Origin of the sequence: Streptomyces virginiae, assembly GCF_040638905.1 — a bacterium.
In the GTDB taxonomy this organism is placed as follows: Bacteria; Actinomycetota; Actinomycetes; order Streptomycetales; family Streptomycetaceae; genus Streptomyces; species Streptomyces virginiae_B.
This window is the reverse complement of sequence record NZ_JBEZYV010000005.1, coordinates 78,525-100,584: the sequence shown is the minus strand read 5'-3', so window position 1 is coordinate 100,584 and position 22,060 is coordinate 78,525. Positions and strand designations below refer to the sequence as shown.

14 protein-coding genes and 1 riboswitch are annotated in these 22,060 nt (G+C 72.2%); of the genes, 11 read left to right on the top strand and 3 right to left on the bottom strand.

Annotated features, from left to right (window positions below; all coding sequences use genetic code 11):
- The first annotated feature begins 130 nt into the window (after positions 1-130).
- Both AB0F82_RS10065 and AB0F82_RS10060 read left to right on the top strand, forming a co-directional pair.
- Entirely contained in the window at positions 131-907 is a 777-nt protein-coding gene (locus AB0F82_RS10065; RefSeq protein WP_436842072.1) for an ABC transporter ATP-binding protein, read from the top strand.
- A complete protein-coding gene (locus tag AB0F82_RS10060; protein WP_362625445.1) occupies positions 904-3,489 on the top strand; it encodes an ABC transporter permease in 2,586 nt (861 codons plus the stop codon). The genes AB0F82_RS10065 and AB0F82_RS10060 overlap by 4 nt, the downstream gene beginning before the upstream one ends.
- Positions 3,490-3,578: 89 nt before the next feature.
- Here the strand turns inward: AB0F82_RS10060 and AB0F82_RS10055 are convergent, their stop codons facing one another.
- Positions 3,579-4,979 carry a DUF2079 domain-containing protein gene (locus AB0F82_RS10055; RefSeq protein ID WP_436842071.1) on the bottom strand — a complete coding sequence of 467 codons (1,401 nt, stop codon included), beginning with the start codon at positions 4,977-4,979 and terminating at the stop codon, positions 3,579-3,581.
- Between the two features lie 278 nt (positions 4,980-5,257).
- On the opposite strand from AB0F82_RS10055, the gene mfd reads away from it, so the two are divergent.
- The 3 genes from mfd to AB0F82_RS10040 all read left to right on the top strand — a co-directional run bounded on the left by mfd (position 5,258) and on the right by AB0F82_RS10040 (position 11,175).
- A complete protein-coding gene (gene mfd / locus AB0F82_RS10050; protein WP_362625441.1) occupies positions 5,258-8,794 on the top strand; it encodes a transcription-repair coupling factor in 3,537 nt (1,178 codons plus the stop codon).
- Between the two features lie 168 nt (positions 8,795-8,962).
- Positions 8,963-9,595, top strand: coding sequence for a hypothetical protein (locus tag AB0F82_RS10045; protein WP_362625439.1), 633 nt, complete (start codon positions 8,963-8,965; stop codon positions 9,593-9,595).
- A 56-nt stretch (positions 9,596-9,651) separates the two neighbouring features.
- On the top strand, positions 9,652-11,175 hold the full coding sequence (locus AB0F82_RS10040; RefSeq protein WP_436842070.1) for a protein kinase domain-containing protein: 1,524 nt from the start codon (positions 9,652-9,654) through the stop codon (positions 11,173-11,175).
- A gap of 20 nt (positions 11,176-11,195) precedes the next feature.
- Here the strand turns inward: AB0F82_RS10040 and AB0F82_RS10035 are convergent, their stop codons facing one another.
- Positions 11,196-13,562, bottom strand: a complete 2,367-nt coding sequence (locus tag AB0F82_RS10035) for a YfhO family protein (protein ID WP_362625435.1) — start codon at positions 13,560-13,562, stop codon at positions 11,196-11,198.
- A gap of 193 nt (positions 13,563-13,755) precedes the next feature.
- Here AB0F82_RS10035 and AB0F82_RS10030 point away from each other — a divergent pair, with 193 nt between their 5' ends.
- Positions 13,756-14,376, top strand: a complete 621-nt coding sequence (locus AB0F82_RS10030; RefSeq protein ID WP_362625433.1) for a SurA N-terminal domain-containing protein — start codon at positions 13,756-13,758, stop codon at positions 14,374-14,376.
- 28 nt (positions 14,377-14,404) lie between these two features.
- On the top strand, positions 14,405-15,454 hold the full coding sequence (locus AB0F82_RS10025) for a nucleoside triphosphate pyrophosphohydrolase (RefSeq protein ID WP_362625431.1): 1,050 nt from the start codon (positions 14,405-14,407) through the stop codon (positions 15,452-15,454).
- Positions 15,455-15,541: 87 nt separating this feature from the next.
- Here AB0F82_RS10025 and AB0F82_RS10020 read toward each other — a convergent pair whose 3' ends face one another.
- Positions 15,542-16,732 (bottom strand): globin domain-containing protein, encoded by a 1,191-nt coding sequence (locus tag AB0F82_RS10020; protein ID WP_362625429.1) that lies wholly within the window; start codon positions 16,730-16,732, stop codon positions 15,542-15,544.
- A 181-nt stretch (positions 16,733-16,913) separates the two neighbouring features.
- On the opposite strand from AB0F82_RS10020, the gene AB0F82_RS10015 reads away from it, so the two are divergent.
- The 4 genes from AB0F82_RS10015 to eno all read left to right on the top strand — a co-directional run bounded on the left by AB0F82_RS10015 (position 16,914) and on the right by eno (position 22,039).
- Complete coding sequence (locus AB0F82_RS10015) at positions 16,914-18,176, top strand: cytochrome P450 family protein (RefSeq protein WP_356813471.1); 1,263 nt, start codon at positions 16,914-16,916, stop codon at positions 18,174-18,176.
- A 190-nt stretch (positions 18,177-18,366) separates the two neighbouring features.
- Positions 18,367-19,320 carry a transglycosylase family protein gene (locus AB0F82_RS10010; protein WP_362625427.1) on the top strand — a complete coding sequence of 318 codons (954 nt, stop codon included), beginning with the start codon at positions 18,367-18,369 and terminating at the stop codon, positions 19,318-19,320.
- A 280-nt stretch (positions 19,321-19,600) separates the two neighbouring features.
- A riboswitch (cyclic di-AMP (ydaO/yuaA leader) is annotated at positions 19,601-19,772 on the top strand.
- Positions 19,773-19,775: 3 nt separating this feature from the next.
- A complete protein-coding gene (locus tag AB0F82_RS10005; protein ID WP_356813469.1) occupies positions 19,776-20,480 on the top strand; it encodes a transglycosylase family protein in 705 nt (234 codons plus the stop codon).
- A 272-nt stretch (positions 20,481-20,752) separates the two neighbouring features.
- Positions 20,753-22,039, top strand: a complete 1,287-nt coding sequence (gene eno / locus AB0F82_RS10000) for a phosphopyruvate hydratase (protein WP_031150828.1) — start codon at positions 20,753-20,755, stop codon at positions 22,037-22,039.
- Positions 22,040-22,060 lie beyond the last annotated feature (21 nt).

Genomic DNA, 22,060 nt, shown 5'->3' with positions numbered 1-22,060 from the left:
GGGTGGATACGGCTACGGGCACCAGCGCGCCGTAGGGCCCTGCCGCCGCAGACTCGTCACGGCGGAGCACGCACGCACGTTCACGCACACGCACGCATTGCGAAGAAGGAGACAGACCGTGACAACGGCAATGACCGAAACCAGGCACGGGGGTACTGGAGGGCATGCTGCCGTCGCGGCCCGGGCGCGAAAGGTCGTCAAGGCCTACGGCTCCGGGGAGACACGTGTCGTCGCCCTCGACGAGGTCGACGTGGACATCATGCGCGGCCGGTTCACCGCGATCATGGGACCCTCCGGCTCCGGCAAGTCCACCCTGATGCACTGCCTCGCCGGCCTCGACACGGTGACCAGCGGGCAGATCCACCTGGACGACACCGAGATCACCGGGCTGAAGGACAAGAAGCTCACGCGGCTGCGCCGCGACCGGATCGGCTTCATCTTCCAGGCCTTCAACCTGCTGCCCACGCTCAACGCCCTGGAGAACATCACGCTCCCCATGGACATCGCGGGCCGCAAGCCCGACGCGGAATGGCTGAACCGGGTGGTGGAGACCGTGGGCCTGGCCGGCCGGCTCAAGCACCGTCCGACCGAGCTGTCCGGCGGCCAGCAGCAGCGCGTGGCGGTCGCCCGCGCCCTCGCCGCCCGCCCCGAGATCATCTTCGGTGACGAGCCGACCGGAAACCTGGACTCGCGCGCCGGCGCCGAGGTCCTCGGCTTCCTGCGCCGTTCGGTGGACGAGCTCGGCCAGACCATCGTCATGGTCACCCACGATCCAGTGGCCGCGTCCTACGCCGACCGCGTCGTCTTCCTGGCCGACGGCCGGATCGTCGACGAGATGCACGCGCCCACCGCCGAACAGGTCCTGGACCGGATGAAGGACTTCGACGCGCGCGGGCGGACCTCATGAGCAACACGGTCCTGAAGACCTCGCGGCGCAACTTCGTCGCGCACAAGGGGCGGATGGCGCTCTCGGCCGTCGCGGTCCTGCTCTCCGTCGCGTTCGTCTGCGGCACCCTGGTGTTCACCGACACCATGAACACCACCTTCGACAAGCTGTTCGCCGTCACCAACTCCGACGTGACCGTCAGCCCCAAGAGCGCCGGGAGCGGGGAGGAGACCCCCGATCGCGGCAAGCCCGAGACACTGGCCGGCTCGGTCGTCGAGCAGGTCAAGAAGGCCGAGGGCGTCAAGAGCGCCGAGGGCGGCGTCGTCTCGATGGCCGTCACGGTGGTCAACGCCAAGAACGAGAACATGGGCTCGACCACCGGCGCCCCGACCATCGCGGGCAACTGGAGCGACAACGAGCTCAAGTCCATGAAGATCACCTCGGGGCAGGCACCGCGCGGCCCCACCGAGGTGATGGTGGACGCCGACACCGCGAAGAAGCACGGCCTGGGACTCGGTGACGAGCTGCGCACCATCGCCATCACCGGCGACATCCGCGCCAAGATCACCGGCATCGCCGCCTTCACCGTGACCAACCCGGGAGCGGCCGTCGTCTACTTCGACACGGCCACCGCGCAGCAGTCGCTGCTCGGCTCCCCGGACGCCTTCACGCACGTCAACGTCACCGCCAAGGACGGGGTGAGCGACGAGCAGCTCAAGGCGAACATCGGACGCGCCGTCGGAGCGGACGCCTACAAGCTCCAGACCGCCAAGGAAGCGGCGGACGCCAACCGCAAGGACGTCGGCGCCTTCCTCGACGTCATGAAGTACGTGATGCTCGGCTTCGCCGGCATCGCCTTCCTCGTCGGCATCTTCCTGATCTTCAACACCTTCTCCATGCTGGTCGCGCAGCGCACCCGTGAGATCGGCCTGATGCGTGCCATCGGCGCCGACAGCGGACAGGTCCTGAAGTCCGTGGTCGTCGAGGCCTTCCTGCTCGGCGTGGTCGGCTCGGTCCTGGGTGTCGGCGCGGGCGTCGGCCTGGCCGTCGGCCTGATGGCGCTCATGGGCCAGATGGGCATGCACCTGTCCACCGACGACCTGACGGTCGTCTGGACCACGCCCGTCGTCGGCATCGTCCTCGGCGTCATCGTGACCGTCGTCTCCGCCTTCGTCCCGGCCCGCCGCGCGGGCAAGGTCTCCCCGATGGCCGCGCTGCGCGAGTCCGGAACCCCGGGGGACAAGAAGGCCGGCCGTGTCCGCGCCGCGCTCGGTCTGGTCCTCACCGGCCTCGGCGGAGCCTCCCTCTACCTCGCCGGAGCCGCCGAGAAGGCCGTGGCCGGATCCCTCTGGCTGGGTCTGGGCGTCGTCCTCACCCTGATCGGCTTCATCGTGATCGGCCCGCTGCTCGCCGCGGGCGTGGTGCGGGTGCTCTCCGGTGTGGTCCTGCGGCCCTTCGGGTCCGTGGGCCGGCTCGCCGAGCGCAACGCCCTGCGCAACCCGCGCCGCACCGGCGCCACCGCCGCCGCGCTGATGATCGGCCTCGCGCTGGTCGCCTGCCTGTCGGTGGTCGGGTCCTCGATGGTGGCCTCCGCGACCGACGAGCTCGACAAGTCGGTCGGCGCGGACTACATCGTCGCCTCCGAGGCCGGCCAGCCCGTCCTGCCGCAGGCCGAGCAGGCGCTGCGCGCCACCGCCGGCCTCGACCACGTCACCGCCTACCGCCAGCTGGAGGTCAAGCTCACCGCGCCCGACGGCACCACCGAGGAGACCGACCTCGGCGCGACCGACCCGACGTACGCCAAGGACATCCGGCGCAAGATGACGGCCGGCGAGCACGCCGCGGCCTACGGCGACGGCTCCATGTCGGTCGGCTCCCTGTACGCCACCGCGCACGGCATCAAGCTCGGTGACGAGATGACGGTCGCCTTCACCGGCGGCAAGACGGTCAAGCTGAAGGTCGCGGCGATCACCAGCGACGAGGGCAACCTCGACAAGGGCATGAAGTACATCAGCACCGAGACCGCGCGGGCGAACGTGCCGGCGGACCGGATGCCGCTGCCCTTCATGATGCTGGCCACCGCCAAGGACGGGCAGTCCGACGCCGCCGCGTACAAGTCGGTCAAGGCGGCCCTGGGCGCGTACCCGCAGTACGTGGTGCGCAACCAGGCCGACTACAAGCAGGCCCTGAAGGACCAGGTCGGCCAGCTGCTGAACATGGTCTACGGGCTCCTCGGACTCGCGATCATCGTCGCGGTGCTGGGTGTGGTGAACACCTTGGCCCTGTCGGTGGTCGAGCGGACCCGCGAGATCGGCCTGATGCGCGCCATCGGCCTCTCCCGCCGCCAACTGCGCCGCATGATCCGCCTGGAGTCGGTGGTCATCGCCCTCTTCGGCGCCCTGCTCGGCCTCGGGCTGGGCATGGGCTGGGGGGCCACCGCACAGCAGCTGCTGGCGCTGGAGGGCCTGAAGGTCCTGGAGATCCCGTGGCCGACGATCATCGGGGTGTTCGCCGCGTCGGCCTTCGTGGGCCTGTTCGCCGCACTGGTCCCGGCCTTCCGGGCGGGGCGGATGAACGTCCTGAACGCGATCGCGAGCGAGTAGCGGGCGCCGCGTTCGTACGGGGTTGGCGCAGGCCCGGGACCGTTGTCCCGGGCCTGCGCCCTTTTTCGCGTCCGCCGGTACGGGCCCGCTCAGCCGGCGGTGTCGCGGCGCATCAGGACGATCCCGCCGGCCTCGCCCACCAGGGTGTACCGCTCGCCCGGGTGGAGCTGGGAGGCGTAGCCGGTCGGGTCGTCGCCGGCCCACTTGTTCCCGTTGTCGATGGTGATCCAGTCGGGGACGACGCCCTTGCTGCCGCCGATCCACAGGACGCGGCAGCGGGAGGTCAGCCGCGTCAGCGGTGTGGTGTCCGCCTCCACGGTGGCCCCGTCGGGGATCCGGTCGAGGAGCCGTTCGATCGCGGCGACGCGTTCGGGCTTCTCGTAGGTGGACGCCTCCGTGAGCTTGGCCGTCGGCATGGTGGTCATGGCCAGGGCGAGCGAGGCGGCGAGCACCGCCGTGGGCATCTGGAGGGCGTAGGCGCGCAGCCGGGGCCGGTCTCCGCGCCGGACGGTGTCGATGGCGTCGACCAGGGCGAGGGCGACGACGGGCATCAGTACGGCGCTGTAGTGCCAGTCGGTGGACCAGTAATGGTCGTCCCCGGACAGGAACCGCCAACCGAGGGTGGGCGCGGCGACCAGCAGCAGGGGCGAGCGCAGGGCGAGCAGGCCGGAGGTGGGGATCAGCACCCAGCCCAGCGTGGCCAGCTTGGTGCCGGCACCGGCGAAGGGCCCGCCGCCCTCGATCTTGTGCCAGTAGCCGTAGCCGTCGGTCGCGAAGGCCGGTATGAACACGGTGAACACCAGTACGGCGCACACGCAGGCGGCCGCGGCGATGCCGAGCGCCGTCCAGACGGTGCGCCGGTCGGTGGCCCGGGCGCGCCAGGCCACCACGACGGCCAGGGCGGCCAGCGTGAAGCCGAGGTCCTCCTTGACGAGGAGCAGCGGCAGCCCCCACAGCAGCGCGGCCCGCCAGCGCCGGGCCAGGACCGCCTCCAGGGCGAAGGCCAGCAGCGGCACGGCGAAGGCGATCTCGTGGAAGTCGAACTCCACCGCCCGCTGGATCCCCCAGGACAGGCCGTACGCGACGCCGACGGCGATCCCGCGGGCCCGGCCCAGGAGCCGTCCGGCCGCCCGGGTGACGGGCACGGCGGAGAGCGCGAACAGCGCCGCCTGGACGACCAGCAGCGTGATCGGCCCGGGGAAGACCCGGTAGACGGGTGCGATGAGCGCGATGATCGGGCTGAAGTGGTCCCCGAGGATGTTGGCGCCCGGCCCCTTCAGGTCGGCGACCGGCTCCCGGAGGTGGGCGTACGCCCGGATCGCCTGCTCGAAGATCCCCAGGTCCCAGGAGGCCCAGTCCATGCGCCGGAACCGGCCGACGGACAGCACGAGGTAGACGAGGAAGAGCCCGCACGCCACCAGCCAAGGTCCGGCCCAGCGGGTTGCGGCCGCCCGGGGCGGGGCCTGGGGGGCCGGTGCCGGGCGGGCCATGGCATCGCTCGTCACGGACTCGTGCTCCTCGGCCGTTCGGCGTGAACTCCTGCGGAAAAGGACGCGGCGAGCTCAGGCGGTGGTTACGTGCACATCGTAAAGCGGGAGCAACGTCTCCAGGAGGAGGGGCCCGCCCCGCGCCGTGAACCGAATCCCTCGCGCGTCGGTGCCGGCGTCGTCGTAGGGTGGGAACCCCCGGCCCGTACGACGTGTCGGGTGCTTCGCGTTGCCCCTTCACGCCCTCAAGACCAGACCCTCACCGGACGGAAAGCCCCCTCATGAGCCTGCACGGACTGCTCGACGCCGTCACCCGGGACGCCGCCCTCACCGAGGCGGTCACCGCGGCCGGTGACGGCAACCGCATGCACGTGGACCTCGTCGGACCGGCCGCCGCGCGCCCCTTCGCGATCGCCGCGCTGGCCCGGCGCACCGAGCGGACCGTGCTGGCGGTCACCGCCACCGGGCGCGAGGCCGAGGACCTGGCCGCCGCGCTGCGCTCCCTGCTGCCGCCCGACGAGGTGGCCGACTACCCGTCCTGGGAGACCCTCCCGCACGAGCGGCTCAGCCCGCGCAGTGACACCATGGGCCGCCGGCTCGCCGTACTGCGCCGGCTGGTGCACCCCAGCAAGGACGACCCGGCCGCAGGACCCGTCAGCGTGATCGTCGCCCCCATCCGGTCCGTGCTCCAGCCCCAGGTCAAGGGCCTGGGCGAGCTGGTTCCGGTGAGCCTGCGACAGGGCGCGACCGCCGATCTCGGCGAGATCACCGAGGCGCTGGCGGCGGCCGCGTACGCACGCGTCGAGCTCGTCGAGAAGCGCGGCGAGTTCGCCGTCCGCGGCGGCATCCTCGACGTCTTCCCGCCCACCGAGGAGCACCCGCTGCGCGTGGAGTTCTGGGGCGATGAGGTCGAGGAGATCCGCTACTTCAAGGTCGCCGACCAGCGGTCCCTGGAGATCGCCGAGCACGGCCTGTGGGCGCCGCCCTGCCGGGAACTGCTGCTGACGGACGCCGTACGGGAGCGGGCCCTGGCCCTCGCCGAGGCCCACCCGGAGCTCGGCGAACTGCTCGGCAAGATCGCCGAGGGGATCGCGGTGGAGGGCATGGAGTCCCTCGCTCCGGTCCTGGTCGACGACATGGAACTGCTGATCGACGTGCTGCCGGCCGGGGCGATGGCCGTCGTCTGCGATCCCGAGCGGGTACGGACCCGGGCCGCCGACCTCGTCGCGACCAGCCAGGAGTTCCTGATGGCCTCCTGGGCGGCCACCGCGGGCGGTGGCGACGCCCCCATCGACGTCGGCGCGGCCTCGCTGCGCGGCATCGCGGAGGTCCGCGACCGGGCCCGCGAGCTGGACATGATGTGGTGGTCGATCTCCCCGTTCGCCGCGGACGACACCGGCCTGGCCGCCGACACCCTCAAGCTGGGCATGCACGCCCCGGAGGCCTACCGCGGCGACACCGCCCGCGCCCTGGCCGACACCAAGGGCTGGATCGCCGACGGCTGGCACACCGTCTACCTCACCGAGGGCCACGGCCCGGCCGCCCGCACCGTCGAGGTGCTCGCCGGCGAGGGCATCGCCGCCCGGCTGGAGCCGGACTTGGGAGCCCTGGAGCCGAGCCTGGTCCACGTCGCCTGCGGATCGATCGACAACGGCTTCGTCGACCCGGTGCTGCGCCTGGCCGTGCTCACCGAGACCGACCTGACCGGGCAGCGGACCGCCAGCAAGGACCTCGGCCGGATGCCGACCCGCCGCCGCAAGACGATCGACCCGCTGACCCTGGAGGCCGGCGACTACATCGTCCACGAGCAGCACGGCGTGGGCCGCTACGTCGAGATGGTCCAGCGCACCGTGCAGGGCGCCACCCGCGAGTACCTGCTGGTGGAGTACGCCCCCGCCAAGCGGGGGCAGCCCGGCGACCGGCTCTACATCCCCACCGACCAGCTGGAGCAGGTCACCAAGTACGTCGGCGGCGAGGCCCCGACCCTGCACCGGCTCGGCGGCGCCGACTGGACCAAGACCAAGGCGCGCGCGAAGAAGGCGGTCAAGGAGATCGCCGCCGACCTGATCAAGCTCTACAGCGCGCGCATGGCCGCCCCCGGCCACACCTTCGGTCCCGACACGCCCTGGCAGCGGGAGCTGGAGGACGCCTTCCCGTACGCGGAGACGCCCGACCAGCTGACGACCATCGCCGAGGTCAAGGAGGACATGGAGAAGTCGGTCCCGATGGACCGGCTGATCTGCGGCGACGTCGGATACGGCAAGACCGAGATCGCCGTGCGCGCCGCGTTCAAGGCGGTGCAGGACGGCAAGCAGGTGGCCGTCCTCGTCCCGACCACGCTGCTCGTGCAGCAGCACTTCGGGACCTTCTCCGAGCGTTACAGCCAGTTCCCGGTCAACGTGAAGGCGCTGTCCCGCTTCCAGAGCGAGACGGAGTCGAAGGCGACGCTGGAGGGCCTGCGGGAGGGCTCGGTGGACGTGGTCATCGGCACCCACCGGCTGTTCTCGCAGGAGACCAGGTTCAAGGACCTGGGCCTGGTCATCGTCGACGAGGAGCAGCGCTTCGGCGTGGAGCACAAGGAGCAGCTGAAGAAGCTCCGCGCCAACGTCGACGTGCTGACCATGTCCGCGACGCCGATCCCGCGCACCCTGGAGATGGCGGTGACCGGCATCCGCGAGATGTCGACGATCACCACGCCGCCGGAGGAGCGCCACCCGGTGCTCACCTTCGTCGGGCCGTACGAGGAGAAGCAGATCGGCGCGGCCATCCGCCGTGAGCTGCTGCGCGAGGGCCAGTGCTTCTACATCCACAACCGGGTCGAGTCCATCGACCGGGCGGCGGCCAAGCTGCGCGAGATCGTGCCCGAGGCGCGGATCGCGACGGCGCACGGCCAGATGTCGGAGCAGGCGCTGGAGCAGGTCGTCGTCGACTTCTGGGAGAAGAAGTTCGACGTACTGGTCTCCACGACCATCGTCGAGTCGGGCATCGACATCTCCAACGCCAACACCCTGATCGTGGAGCGCGGCGACAACTTCGGCCTGTCGCAGCTGCACCAGTTGCGCGGCCGCGTCGGCCGAGGCCGGGAGCGCGGGTACGCGTACTTCCTCTACCCGCCGGAGAAGCCGCTGACGGAGACCGCGCACGAGCGGCTCGCGACGATCGCCCAGCACACCGAGATGGGCGCGGGCATGTACGTGGCGATGAAGGACCTGGAGATCCGAGGCGCGGGCAACCTGCTCGGCGGCGAGCAGTCCGGTCACATCGCGGGCGTCGGCTTCGACCTGTACATCCGCATGGTCGGCGAGGCGGTGGCCGACTACCGGGCCGCCGTCGAGAACGGCGGGGTGGAGGAGGAGCGGCCGCTGGATGTCAAGATCGAGCTGCCGGTCGACGCGCACGTCCCGCACGACTACGCGCCGGGCGAGCGGCTGCGCCTGCAGGCGTACCGGTCCATCGCGTCGGCGACCTCCGAGGCGGACATCAAGGCCGTCCGCGAGGAACTCACCGACCGCTACGGAAAGCTCCCGGAGCCGGTGGAGAACCTGCTGCTGGTGGCCGGGCTGCGGATGCTGGCACGGGCCTGCGGGGTCGGTGACATCACCCTCCAGGGCAACAACATCCGCTTCGGGCCGGTGGAGTTGCGCGAGTCGCAGGAGCTGCGGCTGAGGCGCCTCTACCCGGGCACGGTCCTCAAGCCGGCGACCTCGCAGATCCTGGTCCCGCGCCCCAAGGCGGGCAGGATCGGCGGCAAGCCGGTGGTCGGCCGCGAACTGCTGGCCTGGACCGGCGAGTTCCTCACCACCATCCTCGGCTCGTAGCGCCCGGCGGCCGCGGCCGGGGAGCCCGCGCTCCCGGCCGCGGCCGACGTGCCGGCGGGGGCCGTGCTGCGACCCTGCAACGGTTGCGCGCATCCCCTCACTGATGGCCGGGAACGCTGTATACCCTCAGACCCGAAACCTCTTCCGCACGGCCCGTCAGGAGCAGCGATGCACGGCCCCGGCCTTCCGCCGCAGCACGCCCCCCAGTCCACCTCGGGCGGCGTGGTGACACTGCGCGTGCTGTTCATGCTGCTGCCCCTTCTGAGCTGCGGCTTCCTGGCATGGGGCTCGATGCTGCGGCTCGCGCTGGTCACCCGTAGGTCCCGGGACTGGACCCTGCTGGTGGCCAGCGGTGTGCTCGCCGTCGTCTGGATGACGTTGATCCAGCTGGACCCGACCCCCGACGTCGACGGCTGGCAGGGCAACCTCGGCGCCGGTGGCTCGATCCTCACGGGCTTCGCGATCTGCGTGTACTTCCTCGTCGCCGACATCAAGCACCACGAGGCCGTCAGGGCCTCGGCGCCCGCGCCCTGGTACCCGGGGCAGCCCATGCCGTACAACCACCCGCCGCAGAACTCGCCTTCCTACGGCTACCCGCACGCCGCCCAGGCCCCCACCGTGATCTCCGGCCAGACGCCGGCCGCCCCGCAGGTACCGCCGCAGCCGACCCCGCCCCCGCGCATCGGGCAGGTCCGCGCCGAACTCGACGAGCTCAGCGAGCTGCTGCGCAAGCAGACCCCGCCGCCCGGCGGGCACCACCAGGACCCGAACCAGACCGCCTTCCGGGATCCGCAGCAGTGACCGAACGCCTCATCGGAGACCGCTACCAACTGGCGAGCGTCCTCGGGCAGGGCGGCATGGGCCAGGTGTGGACCGCGTACGACCGCCGTCTGGACCGGCGGGTCGCCGTCAAGCTGCTGCGCCCCGACAAGGTCGCCGGCCCCGGCACGGTCGCCGAGGAGCTGCGCCGCCGCTTCGTGCGCGAATGCCGGGTCACGGCCCAGGTCGACCACCCCGGCCTGGTCACCGTCCACGACGCGGGCAGCGACGGCGACGAGCTGTTCCTCGTCATGGGCTACGTCGAGGGCTCGGACCTCGCCGACCACCTCGCCGCCCACAGCCCCTACCCGTGGCAGTGGGCGGTCGCGGTCGTCGCGCAGCTGTGCTCGGTGCTGTCGGCCGTGCACGCGGTGCCGATCGTCCACCGCGATCTGAAGCCCCGCAACGTGATGGTCCGCCCGGACGGCACCGTCCTGGTCCTCGACCTCGGCGTGGCCTCGGTGATGGACACCGACACCACCCGCCTCACCAGCACCGGCACACCGATCGGCAGTCCCGCGTACATGGCGCCGGAGCAGGCGATGAGCGGCGCGGTGGGCCCGTACACCGACCTGTACGCGCTCGGCGTGCTCCTGTACGAACTGCTCAGCGGCAACGTCCCCTTCGCGGGGTCCACCGCCCTGGGCGTGCTCCACCGCCACCTGTACGAGGCGCCGGTCCCGGTCCGCCCGCAGCGCCCGGAGGTCCCGCAGGTGCTGGAGGCGCTCCTGATGCGCCTCCTCGCGAAGGACCCGCAGGACCGGCCGTCCTCGGCGCAGGAGGTCTACGAGGCCCTCGCCCCGCTGCTGCCGGCCCGCGACGGCCGCGGCCCGGTCCGCCCGCTGGACCCGACCCGGCCCTTCGTACGCCCCCTGGCCCCCTGGCCGGACCGGGCCGCGGTGATCCCGCCCCGGCCGACCACCCCGCCGCCGTCCACGCCGACGGGCACCCCCGTGCCGCCCACGTCCGCGCCGACGCCCACGCGGACCCCCGCGCCGGTGCCGGCGCCACAGAAGCCCGACATCCCGGGCGCCGTGGACCAGGCCCGCACGCTCCTGGACCAGGGCCGGCTCACGCAGGCCGTGGACATCCTCGGCGGGATCCTCCCGGCGGCGGCCGCCGAGCACGGCGAGCGCTCACCGGTGGTCCGCTCCCTGCGCAAGCAGTACGCGGCCACGCTGATGGACGACGGACAGTACCGCCGCGCCCTGCCCGAACTGCGCCGCCTGGCGGAGGAGTTCCCGGCCGGCGATCCCCAGTCCCTGCGGTTCCGCTACGACGCGGCGCAGTGCCTGGAGCAGCTCGGCGAGCCGGCCGCCGCCCTGGCGGAGTACCGCTCGCTGCTCCCGTACTTCGAGAACCGCTACGCCAACCCGGACCAGGCCCTGCCGCTGGAGATCCGCCGCCGGATCGCGCACCTGCTGCTCTCCCTCGGCGACCGCCCGGCGGCCCACGAGACCCTGGCCCGGCTGCTGTTCGACGCGGAGCGGCTGCACGGCCCGACCCACCCCTTCCCGTCGGAGATACGCCGCACCCTGCAGTGGCTGAGCCAGGTCCGCTGACGCGGGCTCGGCCGACAGGATCAGAGAGAGACGACCCGCTGCCGGCGGCGGGCGCCGCGGGTCCTGACGGCGGTGACCGCCAGGACCGTCAGGGCCACGGCCGCGACCGCCAGCCCGGGCACCAGCCCCGGCGGGCGGAAGGAGCACTCGACCCGCGTGGTGCCGGCGGCCAGCGGGACCGCGACCAGCCCCAGGTGGGCCGAGGCGGGGCGGCCGTTGCAGGTCCAGCCGGCGATCGCGGGGACGGAGAGGACCGCCGTGCCCGTGGTGCCCGCGGGCAGCACGGCCCGCACGCCCGAGGAGCCGACCCGGACCGAGGTCGCGGCCGTGGCCCGCAGGGCGGCCACGGCCGCGTCGAGGCGGGTGCGGTCCAGGCACGACAGGGTCCAGCGCGCGGGCGGGGCGGCGTCGAAGACCAGCGCCGAGGAGGCGCCGCGGGAGACGCCCATCGGCTGGAGGGCCGCCCGGTTGCGGGGGGCGCTGCCGTTCAGGCGGAAGGCCCGGCCGTCGGCGAGGCGGGCCGTGGCGTTGTACTCCGGCGCCCACAGGTAGGCCTCGGTGCCCGCACGGCAGACCCCGGGCGCGAGCGGGTCCTCGTACACACGGGCGCCCAGCAGCAGTTCCTGATTGGTGAAGGGCGACTCGCCGTAGGAGACGGACGGGCCGGGCGGGCGGGTGGTCACCAGCGGGGGCACCTCGGCCCGCAGCACCGAGCCGTCCGGCTGAAGGCGCGCGCCGACCGCGAAGACGGCGTCCGTCACCGGGTTGTCGATGCTCTGGACGTTGCGGCCGCGCGAGGTCCAGCCGGCGCCGAGCGCGACCATCGTCCGCGTGAACACCTCGGGCGTGTGGCTGCTGTAGTACGAGCCGCCCTCCCCGCCCAGCAGCAGCGGGTCGTTGCCGGACAGCGCGGGCCGGCTCGGATCGGTGCGGTACGCCGGCCAGCCCCCGGCGGCCGCCAGGGCCCCGGCGCGCGCGGTGTGGCTCCGCCCCCAGGAGGGGTAGTCGTCGAGGCCGCCCAGTTTGCCCCGGTGGCCGAAGGCGGTCGTCGCCGCCGCCTGCACGAGCAGGACCAGGGCCAGCAGCCCGGCCGCCGGGAGGACCAGGCGGCCGTGGCGCAGCGCCCACCAGGCCGCGGCCGCCGACGCCAGGCCGCCCGCGAACAGCACGTACCCCCATGCCGTCGTCAGCGTGCTCCCGCGCGCCCACAGCGCGGCGGCCGCCAGCAGGCCCGCCCCCGCGGCCAGCGCCGGCGGCCGCGGCAGGCCGTGTTCCAGGGCGGTCCAGGCGGCGATGACGGCGATCCCGGCCAGGACGAAGGTCTGCCGGTACGGGCTGCCGTTCGGGGTGGCGAACAGGTGCCAGGCCAGATGGGTCGGAGCCCACTGGAGGGAGAGCGCCACGGCCGCCGTCAGCCCCGTCCACCACAGCCGGTCGCGCGGCGGCACCGCCCGGTGGAAGGGCAGCGCGGCGGCCAGCAGCAGCGTGCCGGTGCCCACGAAGACGGCGGGGGAGGAGAAGGAGTAGGTGCCCGGCAGCAGCCGGGCGAAGAGGTCGGCCCAGGACACCGGCCGGAACTCCTTGACCCACCCCGGGTAGGCCCGGCCCGAGCTGAGGAACAGCGGGAGCAGGACGGGCGCCGCCAGCGCGATGCCCGGCAGGGTGGTCCCGGCCACCCGCGCGGTCACCGCGATCCGCATCCGGAGGCCGTCCCGGGTCAGCACCATCCGTACCAGCAGCACCAGCGCGGCGCCCAGGGTCGCCATGTAGGCGGTGTAGAAGTTCGCCGTCCAGCAGACGGCGACGACCAGCGGCGCGAGCAGCACCCGCCGGCCGCGCAGGGCCCATTCACCGGTGAGGCAGAGAAGGGGGAAGGCGGTCAGCCCGTCCAGCCACATCGGGTTGTAGGAGGCTTCGATCACCGACCAGCCGCACAGCGCGTACGAGGCCCCGAGCAGTCCGGCCGCCCACCAGGGCCCCCGGTGGAGGGTGCGCAGCAGCCAGGCCATGGCCGCCGCCGCGGCCGCCGTTTTCAGCACCGTGACGACGTACACGGCCAGGTCGATGTCGGCGCGCGGGAACACGGCGACGAGGACGGACAGCGGGCCGGTCAGGTAGGTGCCGAGGTCGGGCAGGAAGCTGGTGCCGTACCCGGACTGCCAGTTGAACAGCAGTCCGCCCCGGGCACGGCCGTGCAGGAGGTCCCACAGGTGCGCGTGGAAGGGTACGAACTGATTGCCGAGGTCGTTGACGCTGCGGTGGCGCGGTCCGTACGGGAAGACACGGGCGGCGGCGTCCCCGGCGCACACGGCCACCGCCGTGAGCAGGGCGGCGAGCGCCGAACCGGACAGACTGCGGCGGCGCGGCGAGCGGTGCGGTGTCGACATGGTGGGCCGACCCTGGCAGCACCGGGGGACGCGGGAGTGGCCGCGCAGTGGCCGCGACACGAACAGACACGTACCCCGGACACCCCGCGAATCGTTGGTCGAACCGGTGGCCCGGGCCACCCTTACTGCATACCATCGATCACCGCACGGCCCTTGTGCATTGACGCACAATCTCCCGGCCCTGGAGGCTCCTTTGCACCGTCGCACTGCGCTCTCCGTCTCCGCCGCCCTGCTCGTGGCGGCGCCCCTGCTGTCCGCCTGCTCGGGCGAGACCCGGCCCGGCACCGCGGCCGTCGTCGGCGGTGAACGGATCACCACCTCCGCGCTCCAGGCCCAGGTGGGCGACGTCCGCGCCGCACAGAACCGTTCCGAGCACGCCGCGACGCTCATCTCCAACACCCCGCAGCTGGACCGGATCAAGCTCGGCAAGATGATCCAGCTCCGGGTGCTGGAGCGGGCCGCGAAGGACGCGGGCATCTCGGTCACGACCAAGGAGGTCGAGGACGCCCGCAAGGCCCAGGAGGGCGGCAAGGGCGCGGCGGCTCTGGAGCAGGCGGCCCTCCAGGGCCGCGTCCCGCTCGCCGCCGGGCAGATCGACGAGGAGGTGCGCTTCCAGCTGCTGCTCGGCAAGCTGAGCGAGCGCTACGGCGAGGACAAGATCATCGAGCCGCTCGCCAAGGCCTCACAGGCACTCCACATCGAGGTGAACCCGCGCTACGGGGCCTGGGATGCCCAGCAGGTCGGACTCGGCCCGGTGGAGACCTCCTGGATCACCCAGCGGACGCGCCCCGAGCAGGCACCCGCCGGAGCCTGACGTCCCGCGGCGGGGGTAGGTTCGGAGGGTGACCGACCACTCCCAGCCCACCGCCGCCCCCGAGCCCACCGGCCGTATCGTCCTGCTGACCACCAGCCACCGGGTCGCCCCCGGGGTGCTGTCCTGGCCGGCGTGGCAGACCCTGCACGCCGCGGACCGGGTGCTGTGCGCCGACCCCGGCCACCCGCAGCTGCCGTACCTGCGGGAGGCGGGCGTCGAGGTCGAGTACACGGTCCCGGACGCGCACGAGCTGGTCGAGGCCTGCGCCGGCGGCCGTACGGTCGTGGTGCTCCCGGCCGGGGAGGGCGACCGGCGGCTCACCGACGGGCTGGCCGGGCTGGCCGGCTCCGGCCGGGTCTCCATGCCCGACCTGGAACTGCTGCCCGGCTCGTACGACCTGCCGGGCGCGCGCCTGCTCGACCTGGTCCAGGTGATGGACCGGGTCCGGCGCGAGTGCCCGTGGACCTCCCGGCAGACCCACCGGGGCCTGGCCAAGTACGCGATCGAGGAGGCGTACGAGCTCGTCGAGGCGATCGAGGACGGCGACCGGGAGGAGCTGCGCGAGGAACTCGGCGACGTCCTGCTCCAGGTGGTCTTCCACGCCCGGATCGCCGAGGAGGGGGTCCCCGGCGGGGAGGGCGAGGACGAGGACGACGGGGACGGCGACGGGGAGGGCCTCGGGGCCTTCTCCATCGACGACGTGGCCGGAGCCCTCGTGCAGAAGCTGATCCACCGGCACCCGCACGTCTTCGGCGACGCGGAGGCCGAGACCCCGGAGGACGTTCACGCGCACTGGCAGCGCACCAAGGCGGTCGAGAAGCGGCGCGAGTCGGTCACCGACGGGATCCCGGTGGGCCAGCCGGGCCTGGCGCTCGCTGCCAAGCTCGCGGGCCGGGTCCGTACGGGCGGGGTGGCCGTCGAGCTGCCCCGCGGCGACGGCATCGGCTACGAGCTGCTGCGACTGGCGGCGCGCGCCGAGGCGGAGGGGGTGGACCCGGAGACCGCGCTGCGCGCGGCGGCCCGCGTCTACCGCGACGCGATCCGGGCGGCCGAGGGCGTCGGAGCCGCCACGGAGTAGCCCTGCCACGGAGTGGCCCCGCACGGCGTGGCCCCGCACGGCGTGGCCCCGCACGGCGTGGCCCCGTACCCCTCCTCGGTTCCTACCTCAGTACTCCCTCGGGGCGCGGGCCGAGGGGTTGTGCCAGTGCGGGGCCGGGCGGTTCAGGAGCCACTCGGCGAAGCCCAGCGGGCGGCCGCCCTGCGCGGGGTCGGCGGCTCCGGCGGGCACGGAGTCGTGGAAGAGGCGGGAGGGGAGGGCGCCGAGCTCCTCCAGGAGCCGGGCGGTCTCGTCGATGAACTGCCCCGGCCCACTGAGGTAGACGTCCTGGTCGGGCCACAGGCCACGGTTGCTCAGGGCGGTCGCGAGCCGCTCGGTGGCCTCGTTGCGGGGCCGGCCGGGGGCGGGCGTGATGTAGGTGACGTCGAGCCAGCCGCAGGAGGTGCCGTACGCGTCGATGAGCGGCCGGTCGTAGAGGTGCGCGCAGTCCCGGGCCACCACGAAGAGCCTTACGTCCTGATCGGGGGGCCGGTCCGCGAGTTCCTCCAGCATGGCCCGGATCGGGGCCCAGCCGGTGCCCGCGGCGATCAGGCTGACCGGGCGGTCGGAGCGGCGGAAGGTCAGGTGCCCGCCGGGGGCGCCGAGTCGCAGGACCTCGCCCGGCCGGGTCTCGCGGACCAGGGCGGTGCTGAGCCGCCCGTGGTCGATCCGGCTGACGTGCAGGTCGACGGTGCCGTCGGGGCGGGGGGCGTTGCCGATGGAGTAGGTGCGCCAGGTCCGGGGGACCCGGTCGCTGCTCACGCTCGTGTACTGGCCGGGGAGATAGGGGAAGGGGGCGTGCGGCCGCAGGGTGAGCACGCCGATGTCCTGCCCGTACTGGAGGTGGCGCACGACCTCCGCGTCCCACCACGGCGGGTCCTGGCTCGCGCCGGCCCCGGCGAGCATGGCGTCGGCCATCACCTGGTAGGCCTCGGTCCAGGCCTTCTCCACCTGCGGGGTCCAGGCTTCGCCGGAGGTCGCGGCGAGTGCGGCGAGCAGGCTGGAGCCGACGACCGCGTAGTGCTCGGGGCGGACCAGGAACTTGCGGTGGTCGCGGCCCAGGTCGCGCAGGTAGGGGCCGAGGGTCTCGTCGTCGTCGCCGAGACGGGAGATGACGTGGGTGAGCGCCGCGAAGAGCCGGTCGCGCTGGCGTTCCATGTCCTCGGAGGAGACCGGGAAGAGGTCACGGACTCCGGGGTTGTGCCAGAACAGGTGGGAGTAGAAGAACTTGACCGCGTGCTCGGCCCGTCTCTCCACCACCGCGAAACTGCTTTTCAAGATCCTCACATCCACACGACCGAAAGTAGGAGTGCTGGACGGGGCGAGGTCAAGCGTTGTCCGATCTACGGACAGCCTCGACGAAGCAGTCATATGGGATGACCGGTCGGGTGGGCCGCGGCCCGCGCGGGTCCGCCCGTGCGCGGCGGCTACTGTCGGGGACATGCACGATCAGTCGTCCACTCCCTCCGTCGGCGCGGCGCCCGAACTCTTCACGTGGGAGTTCGCGACCGACCCCTACCCGGCTTACGCATGGCTGCGCGAGCACTCCCCGGTGCACCGCACGAAGCTCCCCAGCGGGGTCGAGGCCTGGCTCGTCACCCGCTACGCGGACGCCCGCCAGGCCCTCGCCGACCAGCGGCTCAGCAAGAATCCGGCACACCACGCGGAGCCTGCGCACGCCAGGGGCAAGACCGGGATCCCGGGGGAGCGCAAGGCGGAGCTGATGACGCATCTGCTGAACATCGACCCGCCGGACCACACGCGGCTGCGGCGCCTGGTGTCGAAGGCGTTCACGCCGCGCAGGGTCGCCGAGTTCACCCCGCGGGTGCAGGCGCTCACCGATCATCTGATCGACGGGTTCGCGGGGAGGGGGGAGGCGGACCTCATCCACGAGTTCGCGTTCCCGCTCCCCATCTACGCCATCTGCGAGATGCTCGGGGTACCGCGCGAGGACCAGGACGACTTCCGCGACTGGGCCGGGATGATGATCCGCCACGGCGGCGGTCCGCGGGGCGGAGTCGCCCGGTCGGTGAAGCAGATGCGGACCTATCTCGGTGAGCTCATCCATCGCAAAAGGGATGACCTGGGCGACGATCTGATCTCCGACCTGATCCGGGCGAGCGACCACGGCGACCATCTGACGGAGGGTGAGGCCACCGCGATGGCCTTCATCCTGCTCTTCGCCGGTTTCGAGACGACCGTGAACCTCATCGGCAACGGCGTCCACTCCCTCTTCATGAACCCCGTCCAGCGCGAGCGCCTGCAGAGCTCCCTGGCCGCCGGGGAGAGCGGGCTGCTGGCCACCGGCGTCGAGGAACTCCTGCGCTACGACGGCCCCGTGGAGCTTGCGACGTGGCGGTTCGCCACCGAGCCGTTGACCCTCGGCGGCGAGCGCGTCGAGACCGGCGATCCCGTCCTGGTCGTCCTCGCGGCCGCCGACCGGGACCCCGAGCGGTTCACCGACCCGGACACCCTCGACCTCTCCCGGGCCGACAACCAGCACCTCGGGTACGGCCACGGCATCCACTACTGCCTGGGCGCGCCGCTGGCCCGGCTCGAAGGACAGACCGCGCTCGCGACCCTGCTGACGCGCCTGCCCGACCTGGAACTCGCCGTTCCGCCCCAAGACCTGCGCTGGCGTGGGGGGTTGATCATGCGAGGGCTTCGTACTCTTCCCGTTCGCTTCACAGCTCAAAACACTTGAGCGGGATCTGATCAAAAGTCAGATCCTGCTTGAACTTGTGACAATCGTTCGAAGGCCGCTAGGTTCTGCCGTTACCCCGCTGTTATGCGAAAGGTGATCCCTCATGCTCTCCGGGAACGGCCGTCACAGACGCCCCCGCCAGGTCCCCGCGCTGGTAGTCACAGCCGGAGTCACTGGCTCTGCGCTGGCCATGCCGCTGCTTGCCGCCACCAGTGCCACCGCTGCCGACACCGCCACCTGGGACAAGGTGGCCGAGTGCGAGAGCGGCGGCGCGTGGAGCGCCAACTTCGGCAGTGGCGCGTACGGCGGCCTCCAGTTCACCCAGGAGCAGTGGCAGAACGCCGGCGGTCTGGACTTCGCCGAGCGGGCCGACCTCGCGAGCCGCTCGCAGCAGATAGCGGTGGCCGAGCGCGTGCTGGCATCCCAGGGCCCGCAGGCCTGGCCGCTGTGCGCGGCCTCCGCCGGACTGGACCAGCAGGGTCCGGCCGCGGTCGTCGACCCCGGTCTGCCCGGCAGCCCCACCGCGGTGGGCCCCGCGCCGTCCCGCCCCGACGACACCGTGCCCTCCGCCAAGGGCGGCAAGCCGGCCACGGACTTCGGACTCTCGACCGCGGAGACCCCGAGCCCTTCGGGCACCCCCTTCCTGATCCCCGACGCGCCGTCCCTCGGACTGCCCGTCATGCCCGCGCCCGACGTCCCGACGACGCCCCCGGCCGACCCGGGCACCCCGGTCCTCCCGACCGACCCGGCGACCCCGCCGGTGAGCCCCACCGACCCCACGGCCCCGGTCCTCCCGACGGACCCGACGGCTCCGACGGCGCCCACGACCCCGCCGGTCACCCCGGGTCCGTCCCCGACTGACCCGACGGCCCCCGCGGCACCGGCGGCCCCGGCGACCCCGGGCGCCACTCCCGCCGAGGGCAACGGCAAGCACCGCGGTGCGCCCTCCCCCGAGGAGGGCGCCCCGTCCGATGCCGCGCCGGACCCCGTCTACACCGTGCAGGCGGGCGACAGCCTGGCGACCATCGCGGTTGCCAAGGGCGTGAAGGGCGGCTGGAGCGGCCTCTACGAAGCCAACGAGCAGGTCATCGGCGAGGACGCCGATCTGATCAAGCCCGGGCAGAACCTGGATCTAACCACGTAATAAGGACAGTTGGTTCGCCCGGAAAGACCTTGATTGTCTGTTTTCGGCAAGTGAGACATGTGTCTCTTCCGGTCAACTGGCGTGTCCCGCCCGGGGCCTTCCGCAAACCCCGGTCTCACCTGCGCAAACACCTCTGCGGAGAGCGCAAGTAGGGCCCCTTTCTCCCCGATGTTCCTCGTTGAACATCGGGGAGAGCTGTGTCTACCTTCTGAATCGCTCGCCACCGCGAGCTCCTTCGACCGCATCGCCGAGTCCTGCCGGCGGACGGGGGGAACAGTCGTCGCGTAAAGCGCCGAAGGCAGGAGCGGGGGACCCAAGGTAGGTGCCGCGAGCGTCCGTTGAGAGACGGTCACGCAAGCGGCTTGGGGTTAAGCGGTGCGCTAGGTCGCACCGCCGGGCACTCACAGGCCCGAACCCGACAGCTCACCTCGTAGGCGTCGGTGAGGAGAAACCTCATGCTGCTTTCCGGCAAGGGCAAGCACCGTCGCGCCTCCAAGGCCGTCCGCATCGTCACGCTCGCCGGTGTCGCCGGTGTGGCCGTCGCGGCCCCCCTGATGACCGCGGGCGCCGCCAGTGCCGCCACCGCGTCCGAGTGGGACAAGGTCGCGCAGTGCGAGTCCGGTGGCAACTGGGCCATCAACACGGGCAACGGCTACTACGGCGGACTGCAGTTCTCGTCCTCCACGTGGGCGGCGTTCGGCGGCAAGTCGTACGCCTCACAGGCCAACCAGGCCTCGAAGGCGCAGCAGATAGCCGTGGCCGAGAAGGTCCTGAAGAAGCAGGGCAAGGGCGCCTGGCCGCACTGCGGCAAGGGCCTGTCGAACTCCTCGTACACGGGCGGCTCCTCCGAGACCCCGGCCTCCACCAAGCCGAAGGCCGAGACGAAGAAGACCGAGACCAAGAAGACCGAGACCAAGGCCGCGCCGAAGAAGGACACCAAGCGCGCCGAGGCCCCGGTCACCCGCTCCGAGCGGACCGAGGCCCCTGCCGCGCCGAAGACCGGCAACGGCTCGTACGAGGTCAAGCCGGGCGACACCCTGGGCACCATCGCCGAGGCCAACGGCGTCAAGGGCGGCTGGCAGCAGCTGTTCGAGCTGAACAAGGACATCGTCTCGGACGCCGACCTGATCTTCCCGGGTCAGAAGCTGAAGCTCAGCTGACCGCTGCGGCAATAGCCGCAAAAGCGTACGCAACGCGCAGAATTCCCACCGCCCGGCGCCCTTCCCCCCACGCGCCGGGCGGCGGTGTGTGCGGCAGCGGAACCCCCGTCATGCGGGGCCCTATGTCCGGGAAGAGGGGTATTCGGGCCCTTTTTCGTCCCAGGACCCGGGCGGTCGGCAGGGTGAGTGCCCGGATCCGGTTAGGCTCTAGTCGGCCAGGCCGTCCCACGGCCTGACGCCACCGCACACCCAGCGTCACATCCCAGAAGGAGATGCTCGTGCCGTCCATCGACGTCGTCGTAGCCCGGGAAATCCTGGACTCCCGAGGCAACCCCACGGTCGAGGTCGAGGTGGGCCTCGACGACGGCAGCACCGGCCGTGCTGCCGTTCCGTCCGGCGCCTCCACCGGTGCCTTCGAGGCCATCGAGCTCCGTGACGGTGACCCCAACCGTTACTTCGGCAAGGGTGTCGAGAAGGCCGTCCTCGCCGTCATCGAGCAGATCGGCCCGGAGCTCGTCGGCTACGACGCCACCGAGCAGCGCCTGATCGACCAGGCCATGTTCGACCTGGACGCCACCGACAACAAGGGCTCGCTCGGCGCCAACGCCATCCTCGGCGTCTCGCTCGCCGTCGCCCACGCCGCGTCCGAGGCCTCGGACCTCCCGCTCTTCCGCTACCTCGGCGGTCCGAACGCGCACCTGCTGCCCGTTCCGATGATGAACATCCTCAACGGTGGGTCGCACGCCGACTCCAACGTCGACATCCAGGAGTTCATGATCGCCCCGATCGGCGCGGAGTCCTTCTCCGAGGCGCTGCGCTGGGGTGCCGAGGTCTACCACACCCTCAAGAAGGTCCTGCACACCAAGGGCCTGTCCACCGGTCTCGGCGACGAGGGCGGCTTCGCCCCGAACCTGGAGTCCAACCGCGCCGCGCTCGACCTCATCATCGAGGCCGTCAAGCAGGCCGGCTACACGCCGGGCAAGGACATCGCGCTCGCGCTCGACGTCGCCGCGTCCGAGTTCTACAAGGACGGCAAGTACGAGTTCGAGGGCCAGTCCCGCTCGGCCGCCGAGATGACCGACTACTACGCCGAGCTCGTCGAGGCGTACCCGCTCGTCTCCATCGAGGACCCGCTGTTCGAGGACGACTGGGCCGGCTGGAAGACCATCACCGACCGCCTGGGCGCCAAGGTCCAGATCGTCGGCGACGACCTCTTCGTCACCAACCCCGAGCGCCTGGCCCGCGGCATCGAGGAGGGCTCCGCGAACGCCCTCCTCGTGAAGGTGAACCAGATCGGCTCGCTGACCGAGACCCTCGACGCCGTCGAGATGGCCCAGCGCAACGGCTTCAAGTGCATGATGTCGCACCGCTCCGGCGAGACCGAGGACGTCACCATCGCCGACCTCGCCGTCGCCGTGAACTGCGGTCAGATCAAGACCGGCGCCCCGGCCCGCTCGGACCGCGTCGCCAAGTACAACCAGCTGCTGCGCATCGAGGAGATCCTCGACGACGCCGCGGTGTACGCGGGCCGCAGCGCCTTCCCGCGCTTCAAGGGCTAATCACGCTCTGCCTCCGTACGT

Excerpts from the sequence above, each read along its gene's own strand:
- AB0F82_RS10065 (WP_436842072.1), top strand. The coding sequence starts at position 131 with ATGACCGAAACCAGGCACGGGGGTACTGGAGGGCATGCTGCCGTCGCG.
- AB0F82_RS10060 (WP_362625445.1), top strand. The coding sequence starts at position 904 with ATGAGCAACACGGTCCTGAAGACCTCGCGGCGCAACTTCGTCGCGCAC.
- AB0F82_RS10055 (WP_436842071.1), bottom strand. The coding sequence starts at position 4,979 with ATGGCCCGCCCGGCACCGGCCCCCCAGGCCCCGCCCCGGGCGGCCGCA.
- mfd (WP_362625441.1), top strand. The coding sequence starts at position 5,258 with ATGAGCCTGCACGGACTGCTCGACGCCGTCACCCGGGACGCCGCCCTC.
- AB0F82_RS10045 (WP_362625439.1), top strand. The coding sequence starts at position 8,963 with ATGCACGGCCCCGGCCTTCCGCCGCAGCACGCCCCCCAGTCCACCTCG.
- AB0F82_RS10040 (WP_436842070.1), top strand. The coding sequence starts at position 9,652 with ATGGGCCAGGTGTGGACCGCGTACGACCGCCGTCTGGACCGGCGGGTC.
- AB0F82_RS10035 (WP_362625435.1), bottom strand. The coding sequence starts at position 13,562 with ATGTCGACACCGCACCGCTCGCCGCGCCGCCGCAGTCTGTCCGGTTCG.
- AB0F82_RS10015 (WP_356813471.1), top strand. The coding sequence starts at position 16,914 with ATGCACGATCAGTCGTCCACTCCCTCCGTCGGCGCGGCGCCCGAACTC.
- AB0F82_RS10010 (WP_362625427.1), top strand. The coding sequence starts at position 18,367 with ATGCCGCTGCTTGCCGCCACCAGTGCCACCGCTGCCGACACCGCCACC.
- AB0F82_RS10005 (WP_356813469.1), top strand. The coding sequence starts at position 19,776 with ATGCTGCTTTCCGGCAAGGGCAAGCACCGTCGCGCCTCCAAGGCCGTC.
- eno (WP_031150828.1), top strand. The coding sequence starts at position 20,753 with ATGCTCGTGCCGTCCATCGACGTCGTCGTAGCCCGGGAAATCCTGGAC.